Annotated in this window: 14 protein-coding genes; 12 read left to right on the top strand and 2 right to left on the bottom strand. The window is 63.5% G+C overall.

The genetic code is table 11. From position 1 onward, the window contains the following. Positions 1–48: 48 nt before the first annotated feature. The 5 genes from ABIB44_RS12045 to uxuA all read left to right on the top strand — a co-directional run bounded on the left by ABIB44_RS12045 (position 49) and on the right by uxuA (position 8343). Positions 49–1923: a glycoside hydrolase family 2 protein gene (locus ABIB44_RS12045; protein ID WP_354584917.1), complete on the top strand. Its 1875-nt coding sequence runs from the start codon at positions 49–51 to the stop codon at positions 1921–1923. A gap of 92 nt (positions 1924–2015) precedes the next feature. Further along, positions 2016–3488 (top strand): hypothetical protein, encoded by a 1473-nt coding sequence (locus ABIB44_RS12040; RefSeq protein ID WP_354584916.1) that lies wholly within the window; start codon positions 2016–2018, stop codon positions 3486–3488. Between the two features lie 277 nt (positions 3489–3765). Continuing rightward, positions 3766–6042 (top strand): glycoside hydrolase family 3 N-terminal domain-containing protein, encoded by a 2277-nt coding sequence (locus tag ABIB44_RS12035; protein ID WP_354584915.1) that lies wholly within the window; start codon positions 3766–3768, stop codon positions 6040–6042. 163 nt (positions 6043–6205) lie between these two features. Then, a complete protein-coding gene (locus ABIB44_RS12030; RefSeq protein WP_354584914.1) occupies positions 6206–7027 on the top strand; it encodes an SDR family oxidoreductase in 822 nt (273 codons plus the stop codon). Positions 7028–7179: 152 nt separating this feature from the next. Beyond that, positions 7180–8343, top strand: a complete 1164-nt coding sequence (uxuA, locus tag ABIB44_RS12025; protein ID WP_354584913.1) for a mannonate dehydratase — start codon at positions 7180–7182, stop codon at positions 8341–8343. A 15-nt stretch (positions 8344–8358) separates the two neighbouring features. Here uxuA and ABIB44_RS12020 read toward each other — a convergent pair whose 3' ends face one another. Beyond that, on the bottom strand, positions 8359–10032 hold the full coding sequence (locus ABIB44_RS12020; RefSeq protein WP_354584912.1) for a S41 family peptidase: 1674 nt from the start codon (positions 10030–10032) through the stop codon (positions 8359–8361). 415 nt (positions 10033–10447) lie between these two features. Between ABIB44_RS12020 and ruvX the strand changes: the two genes are divergently transcribed. The 3 genes from ruvX to ABIB44_RS12005 all read left to right on the top strand — a co-directional run bounded on the left by ruvX (position 10448) and on the right by ABIB44_RS12005 (position 12835). Next, positions 10448–10873 carry a Holliday junction resolvase RuvX gene (ruvX, locus tag ABIB44_RS12015; protein ID WP_354584911.1) on the top strand — a complete coding sequence of 142 codons (426 nt, stop codon included), beginning with the start codon at positions 10448–10450 and terminating at the stop codon, positions 10871–10873. Between the two features lie 123 nt (positions 10874–10996). After that, positions 10997–11605, top strand: coding sequence for a peptide deformylase (gene def, locus ABIB44_RS12010; protein WP_354584910.1), 609 nt, complete (start codon positions 10997–10999; stop codon positions 11603–11605). Between the two features lie 252 nt (positions 11606–11857). Next, entirely contained in the window at positions 11858–12835 is a 978-nt protein-coding gene (locus ABIB44_RS12005) for a zinc dependent phospholipase C family protein (protein ID WP_354584909.1), read from the top strand. A 60-nt stretch (positions 12836–12895) separates the two neighbouring features. Here the strand turns inward: ABIB44_RS12005 and ABIB44_RS12000 are convergent, their stop codons facing one another. Continuing rightward, the gene (locus tag ABIB44_RS12000; protein WP_354584908.1) at positions 12896–13825 is read right to left on the bottom strand and encodes an ion channel; all 930 of its coding nucleotides are present in this window, start codon (positions 13823–13825) and stop codon (positions 12896–12898) included. A 203-nt stretch (positions 13826–14028) separates the two neighbouring features. On the opposite strand from ABIB44_RS12000, the gene ABIB44_RS11995 reads away from it, so the two are divergent. The 4 genes from ABIB44_RS11995 (at position 14029) to ABIB44_RS11980 (ending at position 17935) form a co-directional block, all read left to right on the top strand. Further along, a complete protein-coding gene (locus tag ABIB44_RS11995) occupies positions 14029–14703 on the top strand; it encodes a response regulator transcription factor (protein WP_354584907.1) in 675 nt (224 codons plus the stop codon). A 164-nt stretch (positions 14704–14867) separates the two neighbouring features. After that, positions 14868–16235 (top strand): sensor histidine kinase, encoded by a 1368-nt coding sequence (locus tag ABIB44_RS11990; protein WP_354584906.1) that lies wholly within the window; start codon positions 14868–14870, stop codon positions 16233–16235. 112 nt (positions 16236–16347) lie between these two features. Beyond that, on the top strand, positions 16348–17262 hold the full coding sequence (locus tag ABIB44_RS11985; RefSeq protein ID WP_354584904.1) for an efflux RND transporter periplasmic adaptor subunit: 915 nt from the start codon (positions 16348–16350) through the stop codon (positions 17260–17262). 7 nt (positions 17263–17269) lie between these two features. Next, the gene (locus ABIB44_RS11980) at positions 17270–17935 is read left to right on the top strand and encodes a response regulator transcription factor (RefSeq protein ID WP_354584903.1); all 666 of its coding nucleotides are present in this window, start codon (positions 17270–17272) and stop codon (positions 17933–17935) included. The last annotated feature ends 161 nt before the right edge of the window (positions 17936–18096 follow it).

Genomic DNA, 18096 nt, shown 5'->3' with positions numbered 1-18096 from the left:
AAGCCCTCACCACGCCTGTATTATTGTATCTCCTCGTTTCTTCCAATTATGACCCCACCCAACCCGTTGAAGCTGCTGCTGATGGCCCTGCTGTTGCTCCTTGTCGGCAGCTTCGCTGGCCCGGCGGCCCGCGCCCAAGCCAGCCTGATTCAGAATGCGCCGGGCCGCCGGGTACTCAGCCTCAACGGCAGCTGGAACTACATCATCGACCCCTACGAAAACGGCTTTTATGACTACCGCCGCGAGGCGTTCGATAAATCGGCCAGCGGCAAGGGCGGCTACTACGACAACGCCAAGCCCAGCACCACGCAGGAACCCGAGCTGATTGAGTACGACTTCGACCACTCGGCCGCGATGCAGATTCCGGGCGACTGGAACTCGCAGGACCCCAAGCTGCTGTACTACGAAGGCACCATTTGGCTGAAAAAGAGCTTTAAGATTGCGCCCACGGCCGGGAAGCGCTATTTTCTCTACTTCGGGGCGATTAATTACGAAGCGCACATTTACCTGAATGGCAAGAAGCTGGGCATGCACCAGGGCGGCTTCACACCCATTCAATATGAGGTAACCGGCAAGCTGAACCCCAGCGGCGAGAACTTCGTGGTGGTGAAGGCCGACAACACCCGCCACCTCGACGCCGTGCCCACCATCAATACCGACTGGTGGAACTACGGCGGCATCACCCGCGACGTGTTCATCGCCGAAGCGCCGGAAACGTTTATCGTCGACTACAAGGTGCAGCTGGCCAAAGACAACCTGAGCCAGCTGGCCGGCTACGTGCAGCTCGATGGCGCGGGCAAAGCCGGCCAGTCGGTGACCCTGAACATCGCCGAAGCCGGCATCCGGCAAACCCTGAAAACCGACGGCGAAGGCCGCGCCACGTTCAGCCTGCCAGCCAAAAAGCTCAAGCTGTGGTCGCCGCTGAGCCCGAAGCTGTATGCGGTTTCGCTCACCAACGGCGGCGAAACGGTGCAGGACAAAATAGGATTCCGCACCATCCAGACCCGGGGTCAGGACATTCTGCTGAACGGCAAGCCTACGTTTATGCGTGGCATTTCCATTCACGATGAAAACCCGCTAATTCCGGGCCGGGCACGTGGCGAGGGCGACCTGCGCATGCTGCTCACCTGGGCCAAAGAACTGGGCTGCAACTACGTGCGCCTGGCCCACTACCCGCACAACGAAACCATGCTGAAGCTGGCCGACGAAATGGGCCTGCTCGTGTGGGCCGAAGTACCGGTGTACTGGACCATTGCCTGGCAAAACCCCGCCACCTACCAAAACGCCGAAGCCCAGCTCTCCGACCTGATTTCGATGGGGAAGAACCGGGCCAGCATCGTGGTCTGGTCGGTGGGCAACGAAACACCGCTCGGCGACCCGCGCCTCGCCTTCATGACCAACCTCGTGAAACGCGCCCGCGCCCTCGACGACACCCGCCTCATTGCCGCCGCCCTCGAGCTGCACCGCACCCCCGACAACGTGGTGCACGTGGACGACCCGCTGGGCGAGTCGCTCGACCTTACCAGCTTCAATGAGTACGCCGGCTGGTACTGGGGCGGCAGCCCGAGCGACATCACCAAGTACACCTTCGACATCAAGTACAACAAGCCGGTGGTGGTGAGCGAGTTTGGCGGCGACGCGCTGGCCGGCTACCACGGCGACGCCGAAACCCGCTGGAGCGAGGAATATCAGGAAAACCTCTACGTGAACCAGCTCAAGATGCTGGGGGCCATCAAGGGCCTGCGCGGCATGACGCCCTGGATTCTGGCCGACTTCCGCGCCACCCGCCGCCAGCACCCGGTGTACCAGAACGGCTTCAACCGCAAAGGGCTGATTTCGAGCACGGGCGTGAAGAAGAAGGCATTTTTTGTGCTGCAGGAATATTACCGGCAGCAGGCGGCGAAGTATGACGGAGGGAAATGATGATAAATCAAACCAATTGGAACGGTCATGCGGAGCTTGCCGAAGCAGCTCTATCGCTTCGTTGCAGGGAGTGGAATGGTAATGCAGTAGAGGTGCTTCGGCAAGCTCAGCACGAAGTTCTTTCCTCTGGCAGGACACTGCTGACAGCCGCCCTACTCCTGCTCAGCCTCACCGCCCACGCCCAAGCCCAGTCCCGCGACAGCGCTGAATACACCCTGCGCGTGGCCGCCAAAAAAACCATCAACAACTCCACCATCGACGGCAAGGCCGGCTTCGCGGAGTATAAAAATTACCCCACGCGCACCGTCACCACGCTGCAGGGCTTCATCCCGGCCACCACCAGGCTGGACAAATACGGCGGGCGGCTCGACAAGAAAACCAAGGCCACCGGCTTCTTCCACGTCGAGAAAATTGCCGGCCGCTGGTGGGCCGTGGACCCCGACGGCCACTACTTCCTGCACAACGCCCCCAACGACGTGCAGCCCGGCGGCTCGGAGCGCACCCAAAAGGCGTTGAAAGACAAGTATGGCGACCGCGCCGGCTGGATGGCCGCCACCCGCAGGTTTTTCTTCGCGAACGGCTTCAATGGCGCAGGCGCGTGGTCGGCCACCAAGGAAATTCAGGCCGAAAACCTGAAAGCCGACCAGCCACTGGCCTACACCATCAACCTGGATTGGATGAGCGGCTACGGCAGCAAGCGCGGCGGCACCTACGTGCAGCCCGGCCACAAAGGCTACCCCAACGACGTGATTTTCACCTTCGACCCGGGCTTTCCCGAGTACGTGGAAGAGCAGGCCAAAAAGCTGGCCCAGAACCGGAAGGACCAGAACTTGTTCGGCTACTTCTCCGACAACGAAATGCCGCTGCTGCGCAAAAACCTCGACGGCTATCTGACCCTGCCCGTGACCGAGCCCGGCTATGTGGCCGCCAAAAAATGGGCCGACGAGCGCAGCATCACCCTCGAAACCATCACCGACCAGAACCGGCAGGATTTCCTCGCTTTCGCCGCCGACCGCTACTTCAGCATCGTGGCCACGGCCCTGAAAAAGTACGACCCCAACCACATGTACCTGGGCTGCCGCTTCCACGGCGCACAGCGCTACTACCCTGAGCTGATGAAGGTGGCCGGCAAGTACCTCGATGCCGTGAGCATTAACTACTACAACAACTGGACGCCCGAGAAACGCTGGGTGGCCGATTGGGAGCAGGTTTCGGGCAAGCCCTTCATCGTGACGGAGTGGTACGTGAAGGGCGAGGATGCCCCCGGCCTGGCCAACACCGCCGGGGCCGGCTGGGTGGTACGCACCCAGGCCGACCGCGGCCGCTTCTACCAGAATTTCACGCTGGGCCTGCTCGAATCGAAGAATTGCGTGGGCTGGCACTGGTTCAAATACCAGGACAACGACCCCACCATTGTGGGGGCCGAGCCCTCGAACACCAACGCTAACAAGGGCATCGTCGACAACAACCTGGAGCCCTACGCGCCCCTGCTCGATAAAATGCGCGAGCTGAACCAGCAGATGTATCACCTGGCCGATTTCTTCGACCAGCGCCCCCCGATGTAGCGACGCAACCCTTCGCGTTTCGGCCGCCGCGCCATTCACCCAAATCGTTCAACGACGCGACGCGAAGGGCCACGTTGCTACACCTCAAACCTGTGCTTACCTGGCGGCCGCTGGCCGTTTCGGAGTCCGAAAAACCGCTTACCCGGCCGGAATTGCGCCTCACGAGAATGGTGGGAACGTATGACTGAGGCCTCGGCCGGGGCGGCGGTGGCCGGTGGCCGCCAGAACGCACTTCTTCTTCCCTGAGCCCCAACGCGGGCTTTTCTTCCGCACCCGAATGACTTTTTCGCTTCCCAAGCCCCTGTTGCCGCTGCTGTTGCTGGGCCTGCTGCCCGGCCCGGCTGCCCTGGCTCAAAAGAAAAGACCGGTGCCGACGGCAGCCACCGCCAGCCCGGCCGATATCGAGCAGCGCATCAACGCCCTGCTCGGCCAGATGACGCTGGAGGAGAAAGTGGGCCAGCTCAACCAGTACTCCGGCCGCGAGGTAACCGGCCCGGCCAGCGACCGCAAGAGCACACTCCTCAGCAGCATCCGGGCCGGGCAGGTGGGCTCGATGCTGAACGTGAAGGGCGTGCGGGATACCCACGAAATTCAGGCCGTGGCGCTGGAATCGCGCCTGCACATCCCGCTGCTGTTCAGCCTCGACGTGATTCACGGCTACCAGACCACCTTCCCGATTCCGCTGGGCGAGGCCGCTTCCTGGGATTTGGACGCCATCCGGCTCGGCGCGCGCGTGGCGGCCCGGGAGGCCGCCGCGTCGGGTATTCACTGGACGTTTGCGCCAATGGTGGACGTGGGCCGCGACCCGCGCTGGGGCCGCGTGATGGAAGGGGCCGGCGAAGACCCGTACCTGGGTTCGCAGATTGCCCGGGCCCGGGTGCTGGGTTTCCAGGGCGAGAAGCTGGGCGGCACCGATGCCATCATGGCCTGCGCCAAGCACTTTGCCGCCTACGGGGCCGCCATCGCCGGCCGCGACTACAACGCGGTGGATATTAGCGAGCAGCAGCTTTGGGAAACCTACCTGCCGCCCTTCCGCGCCGCCGCCGAGGCCGGCGTGGCCACGTTCATGAACTCCTTCAACACGCTGAACGGCATCCCGGCCACCGGCAACGCCTACTTGCAGCGCGACATTCTGAAGGGCCAATGGCAATACCCCGGCTTCGTGGTGAGCGACTGGGGCTCCATCGGCGAAATGACGAACTGGGGCTACGCGGCCGATAAAGCCGATGCCGCCCAAAAGGCCATCACCGCCGGCTCCGACATGGACATGGAGAGCGACGCCTATCATAAAAGCCTGGCGCAGCTGGTGCAGGCCGGCAAGGTGAACATTTCTTTGGTTGATGATGCCGTGCGTCGCATTCTGCGCAAGAAATTCGAGCTCGGCCTCTTCGACGACCCCTACCGCTTCTCGGATGCGAAGCGCGAGCAGCAAGTTCTGGCCGACCCGCAAAACCGCGCCGCCGCCCGCCAGATGGCCCGGAAATCCCTGGTGCTGCTGAAGAACGAAAGCGCCACCCTGCCCCTCGCCAAAACGCTGCGCCGCGTGGCCGTCATCGGCCCGCTGGCCAAAGCCAAGCGCGACCTCAACGGCAGCTGGGCCGTGGACACCGACACCACCCGCATCACCTCGCTCTACGACGGCCTGCGCCAGCGCGCGGGCAAAGCCACCGAGCTGCTCTACGCCCGAGGCTGCGCCCTGAGCGGCGACAGCCGCGCCGGCTTCGAGCAGGCCGTGGCCACCGCCAAAAATGCCGACCTCATCGTGCTGGCCGTAGGCGAGGCCTGGGACATGAGCGGCGAAGCCAAGTCGCGCACCGATATCCACCTGCCCGGTGTGCAGGAGGAGCTGTTCAAAGCCCTTAAAGCCACCGGCAAGCCCGTGGTAGCAGTAGTCTTTGGTGGCCGGCCGCTCATTTTCGATGCTGTATCGGAGCAGGCCGACGCCATCCTCTACGCCTGGTGGCCCGGCTCGGAAGGCGGCACCGCGCTGGCCGATGTGCTCTACGGCGATTATAATCCCGCCGGCAAGCTGCCCATCACCTTCCCGCGCAGCGTGGGCCAGCTTCCGATGGCCTACAACCAGCAGTATAGCACCGGCCGCCCCGTTACCAAGCCCGGCGAAACGCGCTATAAGTCGGCTTACATCGACTCGCCCAACACGCCGCGCTACGCCTTCGGCTACGGCCTGAGCTACACCACGTTCACCTACTCGGACCTCAAAATCAGCCGCGCCGCGATGACTTCCGGCGAGGCGGTCCAGGTCAGCTTCACCCTTACCAACACCGGCAAACTGGCCGGTGAGGAAGTAGCCCAGCTTTACCTGCGCGACCCCGTGGCGTCCATCGCCCGGCCGCTCAAAGAGCTGAAGGATTTCCGCAAAGTCAGCCTAAAGCCCGGCGAAAGCAAAACCGTGACGTTTACCCTCGATAAAAGCAAGCTGGCCTTCTACAACTCGAAACTGGAGTGGGCCGCCGAGCCGGGCAAATTTAATATTCTGGTCGGCAGCGCTTCGGATGCTATTCGGCTCGAAGGCACGCTGGAGCTGCTGCCGTAGGTTCTTCATCAGGACCGTCATGCCGAGCGCAGCCGAGGAGTCTCGCGCGCGGCAGTAACCCATCCGTTCAACGATGCGAGCGCGATGCCTCGGCCACGCTCGGCATGATTACCAGCGCCTGCCATCCCAATACAATGAACATCTATCCATAATACGCTAATCTATGCCTGCCCTCTCCCAATTCTCACTCGCCGGTAAAGTCGTCGTTATCACCGGAGCCACCGGCGTGCTGGGCGAAGCTCTGTCGCTGGCCGTGGCCGAGGCCGGGGCCAAAGTGGCCATTCTGGGCCGCAATGCCGAGCGCGCCGAGGCCCGCGCCGCCGCCATCCGCGCCACGGGTGGCGAGTGCCTGGTCATTCTCGGCGACGTGCTCGATGCCACCCAGATGCACGCCGCCTGCGACCAGATTATGCATACCTGGGGCCGCATCGATGGCCTGGTGAACGCGGCCGGCGGCAACATGCCCGGCGCTACCGTCGGCCCCGACCAGGATTTGTTCGACGTGGATATTGAGGATACGCGCCGGGCCGTCGATTTGAACCTGTTCGGCACCGTGATTCCGACCACCGTATTTGGCCGCGTGATGGCCACGCAGGGCAGCGGCTCTATCGTCAACTTTTCGTCGCTCACCGCCCAGCGCCCGCTTACCCGCGTGATGGGCTACACGCTGGCCAAAACCGCCATCGAGGGCTACACCCGCTGGATGGCCACCGAGCTGGGCCTGCGCTACGGCGGCGGCATCCGCATGAATGCCATCGCGCCGGGCGTGTTCCTCACCGAGCAAAACCGCGACCTGCTGGTAGCACCCGACGGCTCGCCCACCGGCCGCGCCAGCAAGTTTATCAGCCACACGCCGTTCGGCCGCTTCGGCGTGCCCGAGGAGCTCACAGGCACCTTGATTTACCTACTGAGCAACGCCTCGCGGTTCGTGAATGGCGAAACCGTGCTGGTTGATGGTGGCTTTAATGCCTACAGCGGAGTTTGACTTTGTTGATTGATAATGAATAATTAAATAACGTGATGCTGAGCTTGCCGAAGCAGCTCTACCGCTTCGTTGGGCCGATTGGATTACTACTGCGGTAGAGCTGCTTCGGCAAGCCCAGCATGACGTTCTACTGCTCACTGACAATTAAAACAATGTCCCTCCTCCAAAGCTGGCGCTGGTACGGCCCCAACGACCCCGTGCGCCTCGCCGACATCCGCCAGGCCGGCGCGACCGACGTGGTGACGGCCCTGCACCACATTCCGAACGGCCAGGTCTGGACCAAGGCTGAAATTCAGCAGCGCCAGGCCCTCATCCGCGCCGATGGCCTGACGTGGAGCGTGGTGGAAAGCGTGCCGGTGCACGAAAACATTAAAACCCGCACCGGCGATTTCCAGCACTACATCGCCACCTACCAGGAAAGCCTGCGCAACCTGGCCGCCTGCGGCATCTACACGGTGACGTATAATTTCATGCCCGTCTTCGACTGGACGCGCACCGACCTAGCCTACGAAGTAGCCGACGGCTCGAAAGCCCTGCGCTTCGAAAAAGCCGCTTTCGTAGCCTTCGACACGCTGCTGCTGAAGCGCCGGAATGCCGCCCAGGACTACACCGCCGAAGAATTAGCCCGTGCCGAAGTCCGCTTCGCCGCCATGAGCAAAGAGGAGAAGCTGCTGCTGCAGCGCAACATCATCGCCGGCCTGCCGGGCAGCGAGGAGAGCTTTACCCTGGAGCAGTTTCAGCGGGCGCTGGATGCCTACGATGGCATCGACGCCGCCAAATTGCGCGAGCATCTGGTGCTGTTTCTGCAGCAGATTGTGCCCGTAGCCGAGCAGGTCGGCATCAGCCTCGCCCTTCACCCCGACGACCCGCCCTACCCCATCCTGGGCCTGCCCCGCGTGGTGAGCACCGCCGAGGACGTGGCCGCGCTGGCGGCCGCCGTGCCTTCGCTGGCCAACGGCCTGTGCTTCTGCACCGGCTCGTTCGGGGTGCGGGCCGATAACGACCTGCCGGCCATGGTGCGTCAGTTTGCCGACCGCATCCACTTCATCCACCTGCGCAGCACCCAGCGCGACGCGGCGGGCAATTTTTACGAAGCCAACCACCTCGAAGGCAACGTGGACATGTACGCCGTGATGCGCGAACTGGTGCTGGCCATGCGCCGGCGCAACATTAGCCTGCCCATGCGCCCCGACCACGGCCACCAGATGCTCGACGACCTGCTCAAAAAAACCAACCCCGGCTATTCCGCCATCGGCCGCCTGCGCGGCCTCGCCGAACTGCGCGGGCTGGAAATGGGCATTACGCGCAGCCTGTAATATTTACCGGGCCAGTTATTTGCCCAGCAGCGCCAGCTGCGCGGTGCTGTCGCCCACGGCGTGCAGGGCGCGCTGCAGCTCCAGGTCGTGCTCGCGGAGCACGGTGTAGTAGGGCACCTGGCCGTAGGCGCTGCGAGCGATGTAGGCTTTCATCTGGTTGCGGAGCAGGCCGGCGCAGCGGCGCACGGCCCCGGCATCGGCAACCACACCGTCCTGCGCGGCTTGGGCAGCGAGGCTGGCCAGCTGCGCGTCGCTGATGCGGAAGGTGGCGTTGAACTGCTCGAAACGCAGGGCTTGCAGTTCCTCTTTATGGCCTTGGAAGAAGCTCAGGGCGAAGGCGCGGGGCGCGCCATGAGCCATCAGGGCGGTGTAGTAGGCGGAATGGGCGAGTGAGTCGCGCGGCACGAACACGTCGGGCATGATGCCGCCGCCGCCGTACACCGTGCGGCCGTGGTCGGTGCGGAAGCGCAGCTCCTTGGCGAAATGGATGCTGTCGGCCGATTCCAGCTCGCCGTGGGCGGCGCGCTTGGCCACGTCGGAGCTGTATTCGGCGTAATTGGCCCCGTAGGGTTTTTGAATGGAGCGGCCCACCGGCGTGTAATAGCGGGCAATGGTGAGGCGCAGCTCGCCACCGTCGCTGAGCGCGATGGGCTGCTGCACCAGGCCCTTGCCGAAGGTGCGGCGACCCACGATGATGGCGCGGTCGTGGTCCTGCAATGCGCCGGCTACCACTTCGGCGGCGCTGGCGCTGCCTTCGTCCACGAGCACCACCAGCGGGCCTTCCTCAAACTCGCCGGCCACGCGGGCGTAGGTCTGCGAGTCGTACTGGTCGCCCTTGCCGTCGGTGTACACGATTTTGCGCGAGCCGGCAATGAACTCATCGGCCAGGCGGGTGGCGCGGTCGAGGTAGCCGCCGGGGTTGCCGCGCAAGTCGAGCACGAGGCGCGTGAGGCCCTGCCGGCGCAAGTCGGCCAGCGCGGCCTTGAACTCGTCATAAGTACCCGAGGCGAAGCGACTCACCTTGATGTAACCGGTTTGTGGGTCGACCAGATAGGCCGCGTCGATGGAGCTGTTGGGAATGCGGCTGCGCGCAATACTGACATTGAGCGGGCGCGGCAACCGACGGCGGCGCAGCTCCAGGGCCACGCTGCTGCCCCGGGGCCCGCGCAGCAGCTGCGACAACTGGTTGGTAGTAAGCCGCGCGCCCGACACCCGCTTGCCCCCGATGCTGAGTACCTGGTCGCCGGGCTGCACGCCAGCCTGCTCGGCCGGGCCACCGCTGAGTGGGGCCACCACGGTCATGGTATCCCGAAAAAGGTTGAACTCGATGCCTACGCCGTCGAAATCGCTTTGCAGGAAGGCGTCGGTGCGGTCGCGGTCGCGGGCCGGGATATATACCGAGTGCGGGTCGAGCTTTTCGAGCATCTGCATCACGGCGTAATCGGCCAGGCCCTCGGTATCGACCGAGTCAGCGTAGTCGCGGTCGACGTAGCTGAGAATCTCCTTGAAGCGCAGGTAGCCGCGCGCCGTCGCGTCGGGGTTTTCCGATGAGGGCCGGAAAGGGTTGTTGGCCACCAGCACACCGCAGCCCATGGCCAACAGCAACAGTACACTCTGCCGGAACCAGCCACGCCGCCCAGGGGCAGCCGGCCGGCCAAGCTCCTGATTAGCAGGCGTAGAAGGGGGCATAGAGGATTAAAGTAGCGTTATCGACAAATAAAATAGAATTGGATAGGCTTCAAAATTATAGAAATTTTCTTAGTTGCAAGCGTCAATAGCTAGCCATTTCTTAATTTCCTGAATCAATACAATTGTTTACATTCAAAAGGCAAATAATGGCCTGTTATACTGGCAAATTACAATCGCCTGCCGGCAGGTTGCGAGCCGGCTAAGCTGATGCAATTTATCACTTTATTGAGAAAAGAGTATTACTGTTTCGTCCAGCCGCAGTGAAAGCTCGTTGAACTCCGGGTTTTTCGCTCCAGAGCGCAGGGCAGGTAGCTACGGCGGTAGCGAATGGCCGGATTGCGTGCCTGCAACCGGCCGTATCTTTGCGGCCGTCGGCGGGTGCCGGCCTTGTATTTTGCCACCAAGTTTTTCGGCTATGCCCCGCATCCTCGCCATCGATTACGGCAACAAGCGCGTGGGCCTCGCCGTGACCGACCCGCTCGGCATGATTGCCTCGCCGCTCGAAACCATTCATAGCAAAGACTTGCTGGCCTACGTGAAGGCCTACCACCAGCGCGAGCCCCTGCGGGCCATTGTGGTGGGCATGCCGCGCACGCTGCTTAACGAGCCCACCGACGTGACCAGCGCCGTGGTGGGCCTGCTGCGTACCCTGCGCCGCGAGCTGCCCGAGCTGCCCATTCACGAGCTGGATGAGCGGTTTACCTCGCGCATGGCCCACGCCACCATGCTGGCCGGCGGCCTCGGCCAGAAGGCCCGCCGTGATAAGGCCACCGTCGACCGCATCAGTGCCGCCATTATTCTCCAGTCATTCCTCGAATCGCCGCTCATGCGGGAAGTTTAAATTAACCGTTTACAAAAACGTCGTGCCAAGCGTAGCCGAAGCATCTCGCGTGTAGTAGTAATTAGTTATCCGAGCGAGATGCCTCGGCTGCGCTTGGCATGACGTGCCTTTTGCCCCTAACCCATGATTTACCCCATTGTTGCCATCGGCGACCCCGTCCTCAAGACCAAAGCCAAGAACCTTGCCGCCGACCTGCCGGCCGCCGAGCTGCAGCAGCTGATTGCCGATATGTTCGAAACCATGTATTCGGCCCATGGCGTAGGCCTGGCCGCGCCCCAGGTGGGCAAAGCCGTGCGCCTGTTCGTGATGGATTCGGGCCCGATGGTGGAGCTTGATGAAGAAGACCTGGCCGAGCTGGAAGAAGGCGAAGTGCCCGAGCCCGGCATCAAGCGCGCCTTCATCAACCCGCAGATGGTGAGCGAAACCGGCGAGCAGTGGGGTTTTGAGGAAGGTTGCCTGAGCATCCCCGGCATCCGCGAGATGGTAACGCGCTGCGCCGACATCGTGCTGCGCTACGAAGACGAAAACCGCCGGGTACACGAAGAGGCTTTCTCGGGCATGGCCGCCCGCGTGATTCAGCACGAATACGACCACCTAGAGGGCATCCTGTTCACCGACAAGCTGTCGGGCTTCAAAAAGCAGCTGCTGAAGGGCAAGCTCGCGCGCATCAGCAAGGGCGACGCCACCCACGACTACCGCATGAAGTTCGCGGGCGAGGGCCGGCGGCGGTAAGGCAGCCTTTTAGCAAATATATACAGCAGTGAAACGGGCATACCCGGCGCGGTGTGCCCGTTTTCTTTGTTTTTGCTGGCCTATCCGACAATTTTTCTGGTTGAGGAGTTACGCATAAGTAAGCGTATTGAATGGAACGTCATGCTTATCTGGCGTACGCGCAGTCGAAGCATGACCGCCTTTTTGCTACGGTTGCTTTCGCGTGACTGCTAAAAAACAAGATTCTGAACCCGATTCCGTACCTTGTTTGCCGTGAAAAAATACGGATTTTTGCTGCTTTTCGTGCCGTTGCTCTTTGTGGCGCTGCGTGCCCAGGCCTGGGGCTTTTTCGGGCACCGGCTGCTGAACCGGCTGGCCGTGTACACGCTGCCGCCGGGCATGATTGGCTTCTACAAGGCTAATATCGACTACCTGACGGTGAATGCCACCCGGCCCGATTCGCGGCGCATGGTGGTGCCCGGCGAAGCACCCAAGCACTTTCTGGACGTGGACCGCTACGGCGACAGTGCCGAATTTAAGCTACCCCGCAAGTATGCCGATGCCGTGGCCCGCTACGGCGAAGACTCGCTGCTACGCCACGGCATTGTGCCCTGGAACGTGGTGAGCATGAAAAGCCAGCTCACCGCCGCCTTCCAGGCCAAGGATACGGACCGGATTCTGCGCCTCTCGGCCGACCTGGGCCACTACATTGCCGATGCCTGCGTGCCGCTGCACACCACCCGCAACTACAACGGCCAGCTCACGGGCCAGCGCGGCATCCATGGCCTGTGGGAGTCGCGTCTGCCCGAGCTGCTGAGCGCCGATTACGACCTGTTCAGCGGCAGGGCCGAATACCTGGCCAACCCGACGGATGCCATTTGGAGCGCGGTGGCGCGCTCGCACGCGGCCGTCGATTCGGTGCTGCGGTTCGAAAAGCAACTCACAACCGAGTTCAGCGACGACCAGAAATTCGGCTACGAGCAGCGCGGCAGCCAGACGATTCGCACGTATTCGCGCGCGTTCAGCAAGGCCTACCACGCCCGCCTGAACGGGCAGGTGGAGCGCCAGTTGCGCTACGCCTCGGGCCTCATCGGCGATTTTTGGTTTACCTGCTGGGTCGATGGCGGCTCGCCCGACCTGCGCCAGCTGCAATACCAGCCCTCGGACAAAGAGCAGCAGCGCGTAGAGCTGGAAGCCAAAGAAACGGCCGCCGCGCCGGTAGCGGGCACGGCCCCGGGGCACGACGAGTAAATGAGCAGTGAGCAGTGAGCAGTGAGGAATAGGAGCTAGAGCAGTCGAGTTCAAAATTCCTCATTCCTCACTAAGCGCGGCGTCCAGTGCCTCGGTTTGGTGCACCATATCCAGGTCAATCACGGCGATGCCGTCTTCGTCGACCTCGTAGGCGCGCATGAAGCGGCGGTGCCACTCAATTTCGTCGTGGGTGTAAGAGTTGCGGGCGTGCACATCCTGCGCAAAAGTGTCGTCGTAGCCTTTGAGCTGGATGATGACTTCAACATCAAGTCGTTCATAGTCGGCGGCAAGCAAGCCGTGGAGCGGGCTTTCGGGGGTGATGTCGTGCACGATGGTCCAGCTCAGCGGGAAGAAGCTGATGGTGCTGCGCTCGAGCGGCAGGAAGGCATAATTCTGGTTGTTGGTAGCGGGGTCGACGGTTTTGAGCAGCACGCGGGCTTCCAGGTTGATGAGGATGTTGTTGCGCTGGTTGGCGATGCGGAACTGCAGGCAGGGCGTACCGTCGGGCCGGCGGCTGACGATGGCCGTGTGGCTGAAATGAATGCGCGCCGTGGGTCGCGAAAAACGCCCGTACAGCAAGCCCGTGGCCAGCGCGAACGTGAGCACGCCCACCAATGCCTCCACGCTGCTGATGAAGCCGGCCCAGTTGCTACCCGGGTACACGTGCCCGTAGCCGACGGAAGTGAACGTCTGGATGGAGAAAAACAGGGCGCTCAGAAAATCCTGGAGGCCGCCGCGCGGAGCGGGCACCCCGGGCAGGTCGTCGAGGCCCAACGCCACGTAGGTAGCGGCAAAAGCCACGTTCAGCACGGTAAAAAACCCCACGACCAAGCCAATAAACGGCCACCATTCCATCTGGATGAGCCATTGGTAAGGGTCGTGGCGGTGGGGGCCACCGCGCCGCCGCACATTGAAGGAGCCGTCGTGGTTGATGGCCCGCCGGGTGCGGCGCGAGAATTTTTCGCCGATGCCGGGGTCGAGAGTGGGCATGGGGATTGGGTGCGTTAGAAGGATGAAACCGGTGCGGCAAAAGCACGGCCTGCTCAGTTTGCGGGCGCGCCGCCAAAGCAGCGGCACCGTTCTGACGCATCAGGCAGCTTATCGCAGCGGTAAAGATGCTTCGGCCAGCGCAGGTTTCCCGGCGCAGGGTTCGCAACCGACCTTTGCGCTCCTGCCCGCCACTCTTTTCGCCCATGCATATTCTACTGGTTGAAGACGACCCCCGGCTTTCGGCCCTCATTAAGCGGGGGCTGGAGGAAGAGCAGCTGACCGTGACCGTGGCCGCCGATGGCGAGCGCGGCCAGGAGCTGGCTCTCACCCAGCCGTTCGACCTCGTTATTCTCGACGTGATTTTGCCCCACCGCAGCGGGCTGGAGGTGCTGGCCGCCATTCGGGTGCAGGATGCGCGGGTGCCGGTGCTGCTGCTCACGGCGCTGGGCACTACCACCGATAAGCTCCAGGGCTTCGGCAACGGGGCCGACGACTATTTGGTGAAGCCCTTCGACTTTGCCGAGCTGGTGGCGCGGGTGGGGGCCCTCATGCGGCGCGGCGGCACCCAGCCCCACGGCACCCGCCTAGCCTTTGCCGACGTGCTGATGGACACTACCAGCCGCACCGTAACGCGGGCCGGGCAGCCCCTGCGCCTCACCACCCGCGAGTTCGGCCTGCTGGAGCTGCTGCTGCGCCACCCCGGCCGCGTACTGAGCCGGGGTGAAATTGCCGAGCACGGCTGGGACGAGTCGTTTGACGCGGGCAGCAACGTGATTGACGTGTATGTAAGCTACCTGCGCAAGAAAGTCGACCACGGTTTTCCCACCAAGCTCATTCACACCGTGACGGGCGTGGGCTACGTGCTGCGGCAGGAATAATTTTTTAGTGGTCGTCTGGAATCGCCTGTCATCCTGAGCTTGCGAAGGACCTTATCACGTTCGCGCCAAGCAGAATGCTACTGCCAACTATTCCAACGCATTAAGGTCCTTCGCAAGCTCAGGATGACAGACGAAACCCAAACCCTCATCCCCAACCCTACAATATGACCATCCGCAACCGCCTGACCTGGCTTTTCGTGGGCGTGGTGGCCTTCATTCTGCTGGGGGTGCTCACCACCGCCTTTTTGTTGCAGGCCGATTACAGCCGGCGCGAATTCCGGCAGCGGCTGCGCGACCGGGCCGAGGTGGCGGCCTACATCTTTCTGGAGAAGGATGAGCTGCGCAGCGCAGCGTTCAAGGAGTTCCAGCAGCGGTACCAGCGCACGCTCACCGAGGAGATTATTCAGCTGTATGATGCCCGGGGCGAGGTGCGCTTCGTGCACGAAGATGCCCGCCTGGAAGTACCGCCCGAGGTGCTGGCCCGCATTCGGGAAGGCCACGAGGAGTATTTTGAGGACGGCCCGCGCGAGGCGGTAGGCATTTTTTACCGCGACAACCAGGGGGAATACGTGGTGGTAGCCGGGGCCGAAAACCTGTATGGCAATGACCGGCTGCGCTCCCTGGCGACCATTCTGAGCTCCGTTTTTGTGCTGAGCCTGCTGCTGATTTACGGGGCCGGGCGGCTGTTTGCGGGGCGGGCGCTGGCCCCCATCGCGGCCCTGCACGACCAGATGGAGCGCATTTCGGCCCACGACCTGCACCGGCGCGTGGCCGAAAACCTCTCGGGCCGCGAGCAGGATGAGCTCTCGCGCCTGGCCCACACCTTCAACCGCCTGCTCGACCGCCTCGAAAGCAGCTTCGATGGCCAGCGGGCGTTCGTGCGCAACGCCTCGCACGAGCTGCGCACGCCGCTAGCCGCCAGCATCGGCGAGGCCCAGCTGGCCCTGGCCCGCGAGCGCGAGCCCGCCGCCTACCGCGCCGCCCTGCACGCGCTGCTCACCGACCTCACCCAGCTCAATGCCCTGCTCAACCACCTGCTGGAGCTGGCCCAGGCCGAAACCCCGCTGCCCGAGCACGACACCCGCATTCGGGTTGATGAGCTGCTGGCCGAGGCCTGCGCCGCCGTTGCCCCGGCCCAGCGCCCGCGCCTGCACCTGCACACCGGCCACTTGCCCGCCGAGCCCGAGCAGCTGGAGCTCACCGGCAACCGCGCCCTGCTCAGCCGCGCCCTCATCAACCTGCTCGAAAACGCCCTGAAATACTCGGAGCCCCAGCCCGTGGCCGTCGAGCTTGAATACGAGCACGGCGGCGTGCGCCTGCGCATCCGCGACGAAGGCATCGGCATTGCGGCGGCGGATTTGCCGCAGGTGTTCCAGCCGTTTTTTCGGGCCGGCAATGCCCGGCCGGTGGCGGGCCACGGCGTGGGCCTGCCGCTGGCCCGCAAAATCATCGAGCAGCACGGCGGGCAATTGGAGCTGACCTCGCAGCTGGGCCACGGCACCACCGCGCTGGTGCATCTGCCCACGGCCTAACGGTACCGTGAACGCTGCCTTCGCAGGGCCCGGGGCACATATTAACCCCTTTCTAATCGTATTCTAATGACTGGCCGGTAGCCTTGCAGCAGTTTAACTACTGCCGCACTCCATGAACCTACCCAACTGGCCACTCGCGACGCTGCGCCGTCGCCTTCCCTGCCGCACAAGCATCCTCGCTGTCGGCACAATGCTCGGGCTGCTGGCCTTCCCCGCCTGCACCGCCTCCGAGGCCGATGCCCTGGATGAGCCCGCGCCCCAGCAAGCCATCGCCGAAGCAAAAACAACCACTACCGAGCCCGCTGCGCCCGAACTGCTGCTGAGCGGCGAAATCGCGGCCGATGCCAACCGCACGGCGCGGGTGTTCCCAAGGGTGGGTGGGCAGGTGCTGCGCGTGGGGGTTGATTTGGGCGATGAAGTGCGCCAGGGCCAGGTGCTGGCCGTGTTGCAAAGCCGCGAAATTGCCGAGCTGGAAAACCAAAGCACCGCTGGCACCGCCGACTTGGCCGTGGCCCGCAAGAACCTGGCCGTGGCCGAAGAGCTGCTGCAAAGCGGCCTCGGGACCGGGCAGGACGTGTTTCGGGCCCGCGCCGAGCTGGCCCGCGCCACTGGCACCGCCAACCGCAACCACCGCCAGCTCGACGTGTATGGCCTGGCCCGGGGCGGGCAGTACGAGCTGAAAGCACCGGTGGCGGGCTACGTCATCGAGAAGAACCTAGCCACCGGCCTGCGTTTCACCGCCGCCAACGTGCCCGCCGCCTTCACCGTGGCCAACCTCGACAGCGTGTGGGTGATGGCCAACGTGTTCGAGGCGGACCTGACCCGGGTGCGCCAGGGGCAGCCAGTCGAAATCACCACCCTGAGCTACCCCGACCAGCCCCTGCGGGGTCACATCGACCAGCTTTTTCGCCTGCTCGACCACGACAGCAAGGTGATGAAAGTGCGGTGCACCCTGCCCAATCCCGGCCACCTGCTCAAGCCCGGCATGCACGCCCAGGTGCGCGTGCTGGCGACTCTTGCCAACTAAGCACGCCATGGCCATTCTCATCATTGAAGCCGAAGAAAACCGCCGCACCAGTATGCAGCGATTTTTGCAGCGCGCCGGCTACCTCACCGACCTTGCCCCCAGCCTGGCCGCCGCCACCGCCAAGCTGGCCGGGCGGCACTACGAATTTGTGCTGCTGGCCCAGACCCTGCCCGACGGCGACGGCCTCACGCTGCTGCACGAAGCCAACCGGCGCGGCTTTCACGCGGCGTCCTTTGTTATGCTGATGGCCACCGACGCGGTGGAAGACCGCCTGCGCGGCTTCGCCGCCGGGGCCGAAGACTGCCTGGCCCGCTCCACCACGCTGCTGGAGCTGGAGCGGCGGCTGCGCAGCATTGCCCGGCAGCGGTTTGGCCGGCCCCGGCCGCGCATCAGTTTCGGGGCGGGATTTGAGCTGGATTTGGCCGGCCGCCGCCTGCGCCACGGTGCCCAGGCCGTGGGGTTGAGCCGCTCGCAGTTCGATTTGCTGCACCACCTGCTGCGGCACCGGGGCCGGCCCCTTACCCGCAAGCAGCTGGGGGCGCACATTGGCAAGGGCTCGGAGGGCTCGAACTGCATCGACGTGCACATTATGAATGTGCGCAAGGCCCTGGCCCGCTTCGCCCCGCCCGATTTCCTGCAAACCGTGCGCGGCATCGGGTATCAGGTGGCGTAGGCTTGGGCGGGGCGGGCATTCCCGAGCGCTCAGGTTTCGTACTTGTGGCGCAGCAGCGTGCGAGGCTTGCTCCGCCCGCCGTTGAGCGGAGCAGGCTGCAGTCGTTCAATAACGGGCGGGGGCCAGCCCCGCATTCCACTCTTTTCGCAATCCAATCCGCA

Source organism: Hymenobacter sp. UYCo722 (assembly GCF_040547115.1).
Lineage (GTDB): Bacteria > Bacteroidota > Bacteroidia > Cytophagales > Hymenobacteraceae > Hymenobacter.
Note: the sequence above shows the minus strand (reverse complement) of the source record. Positions and strands in the feature narration are given on the sequence as shown.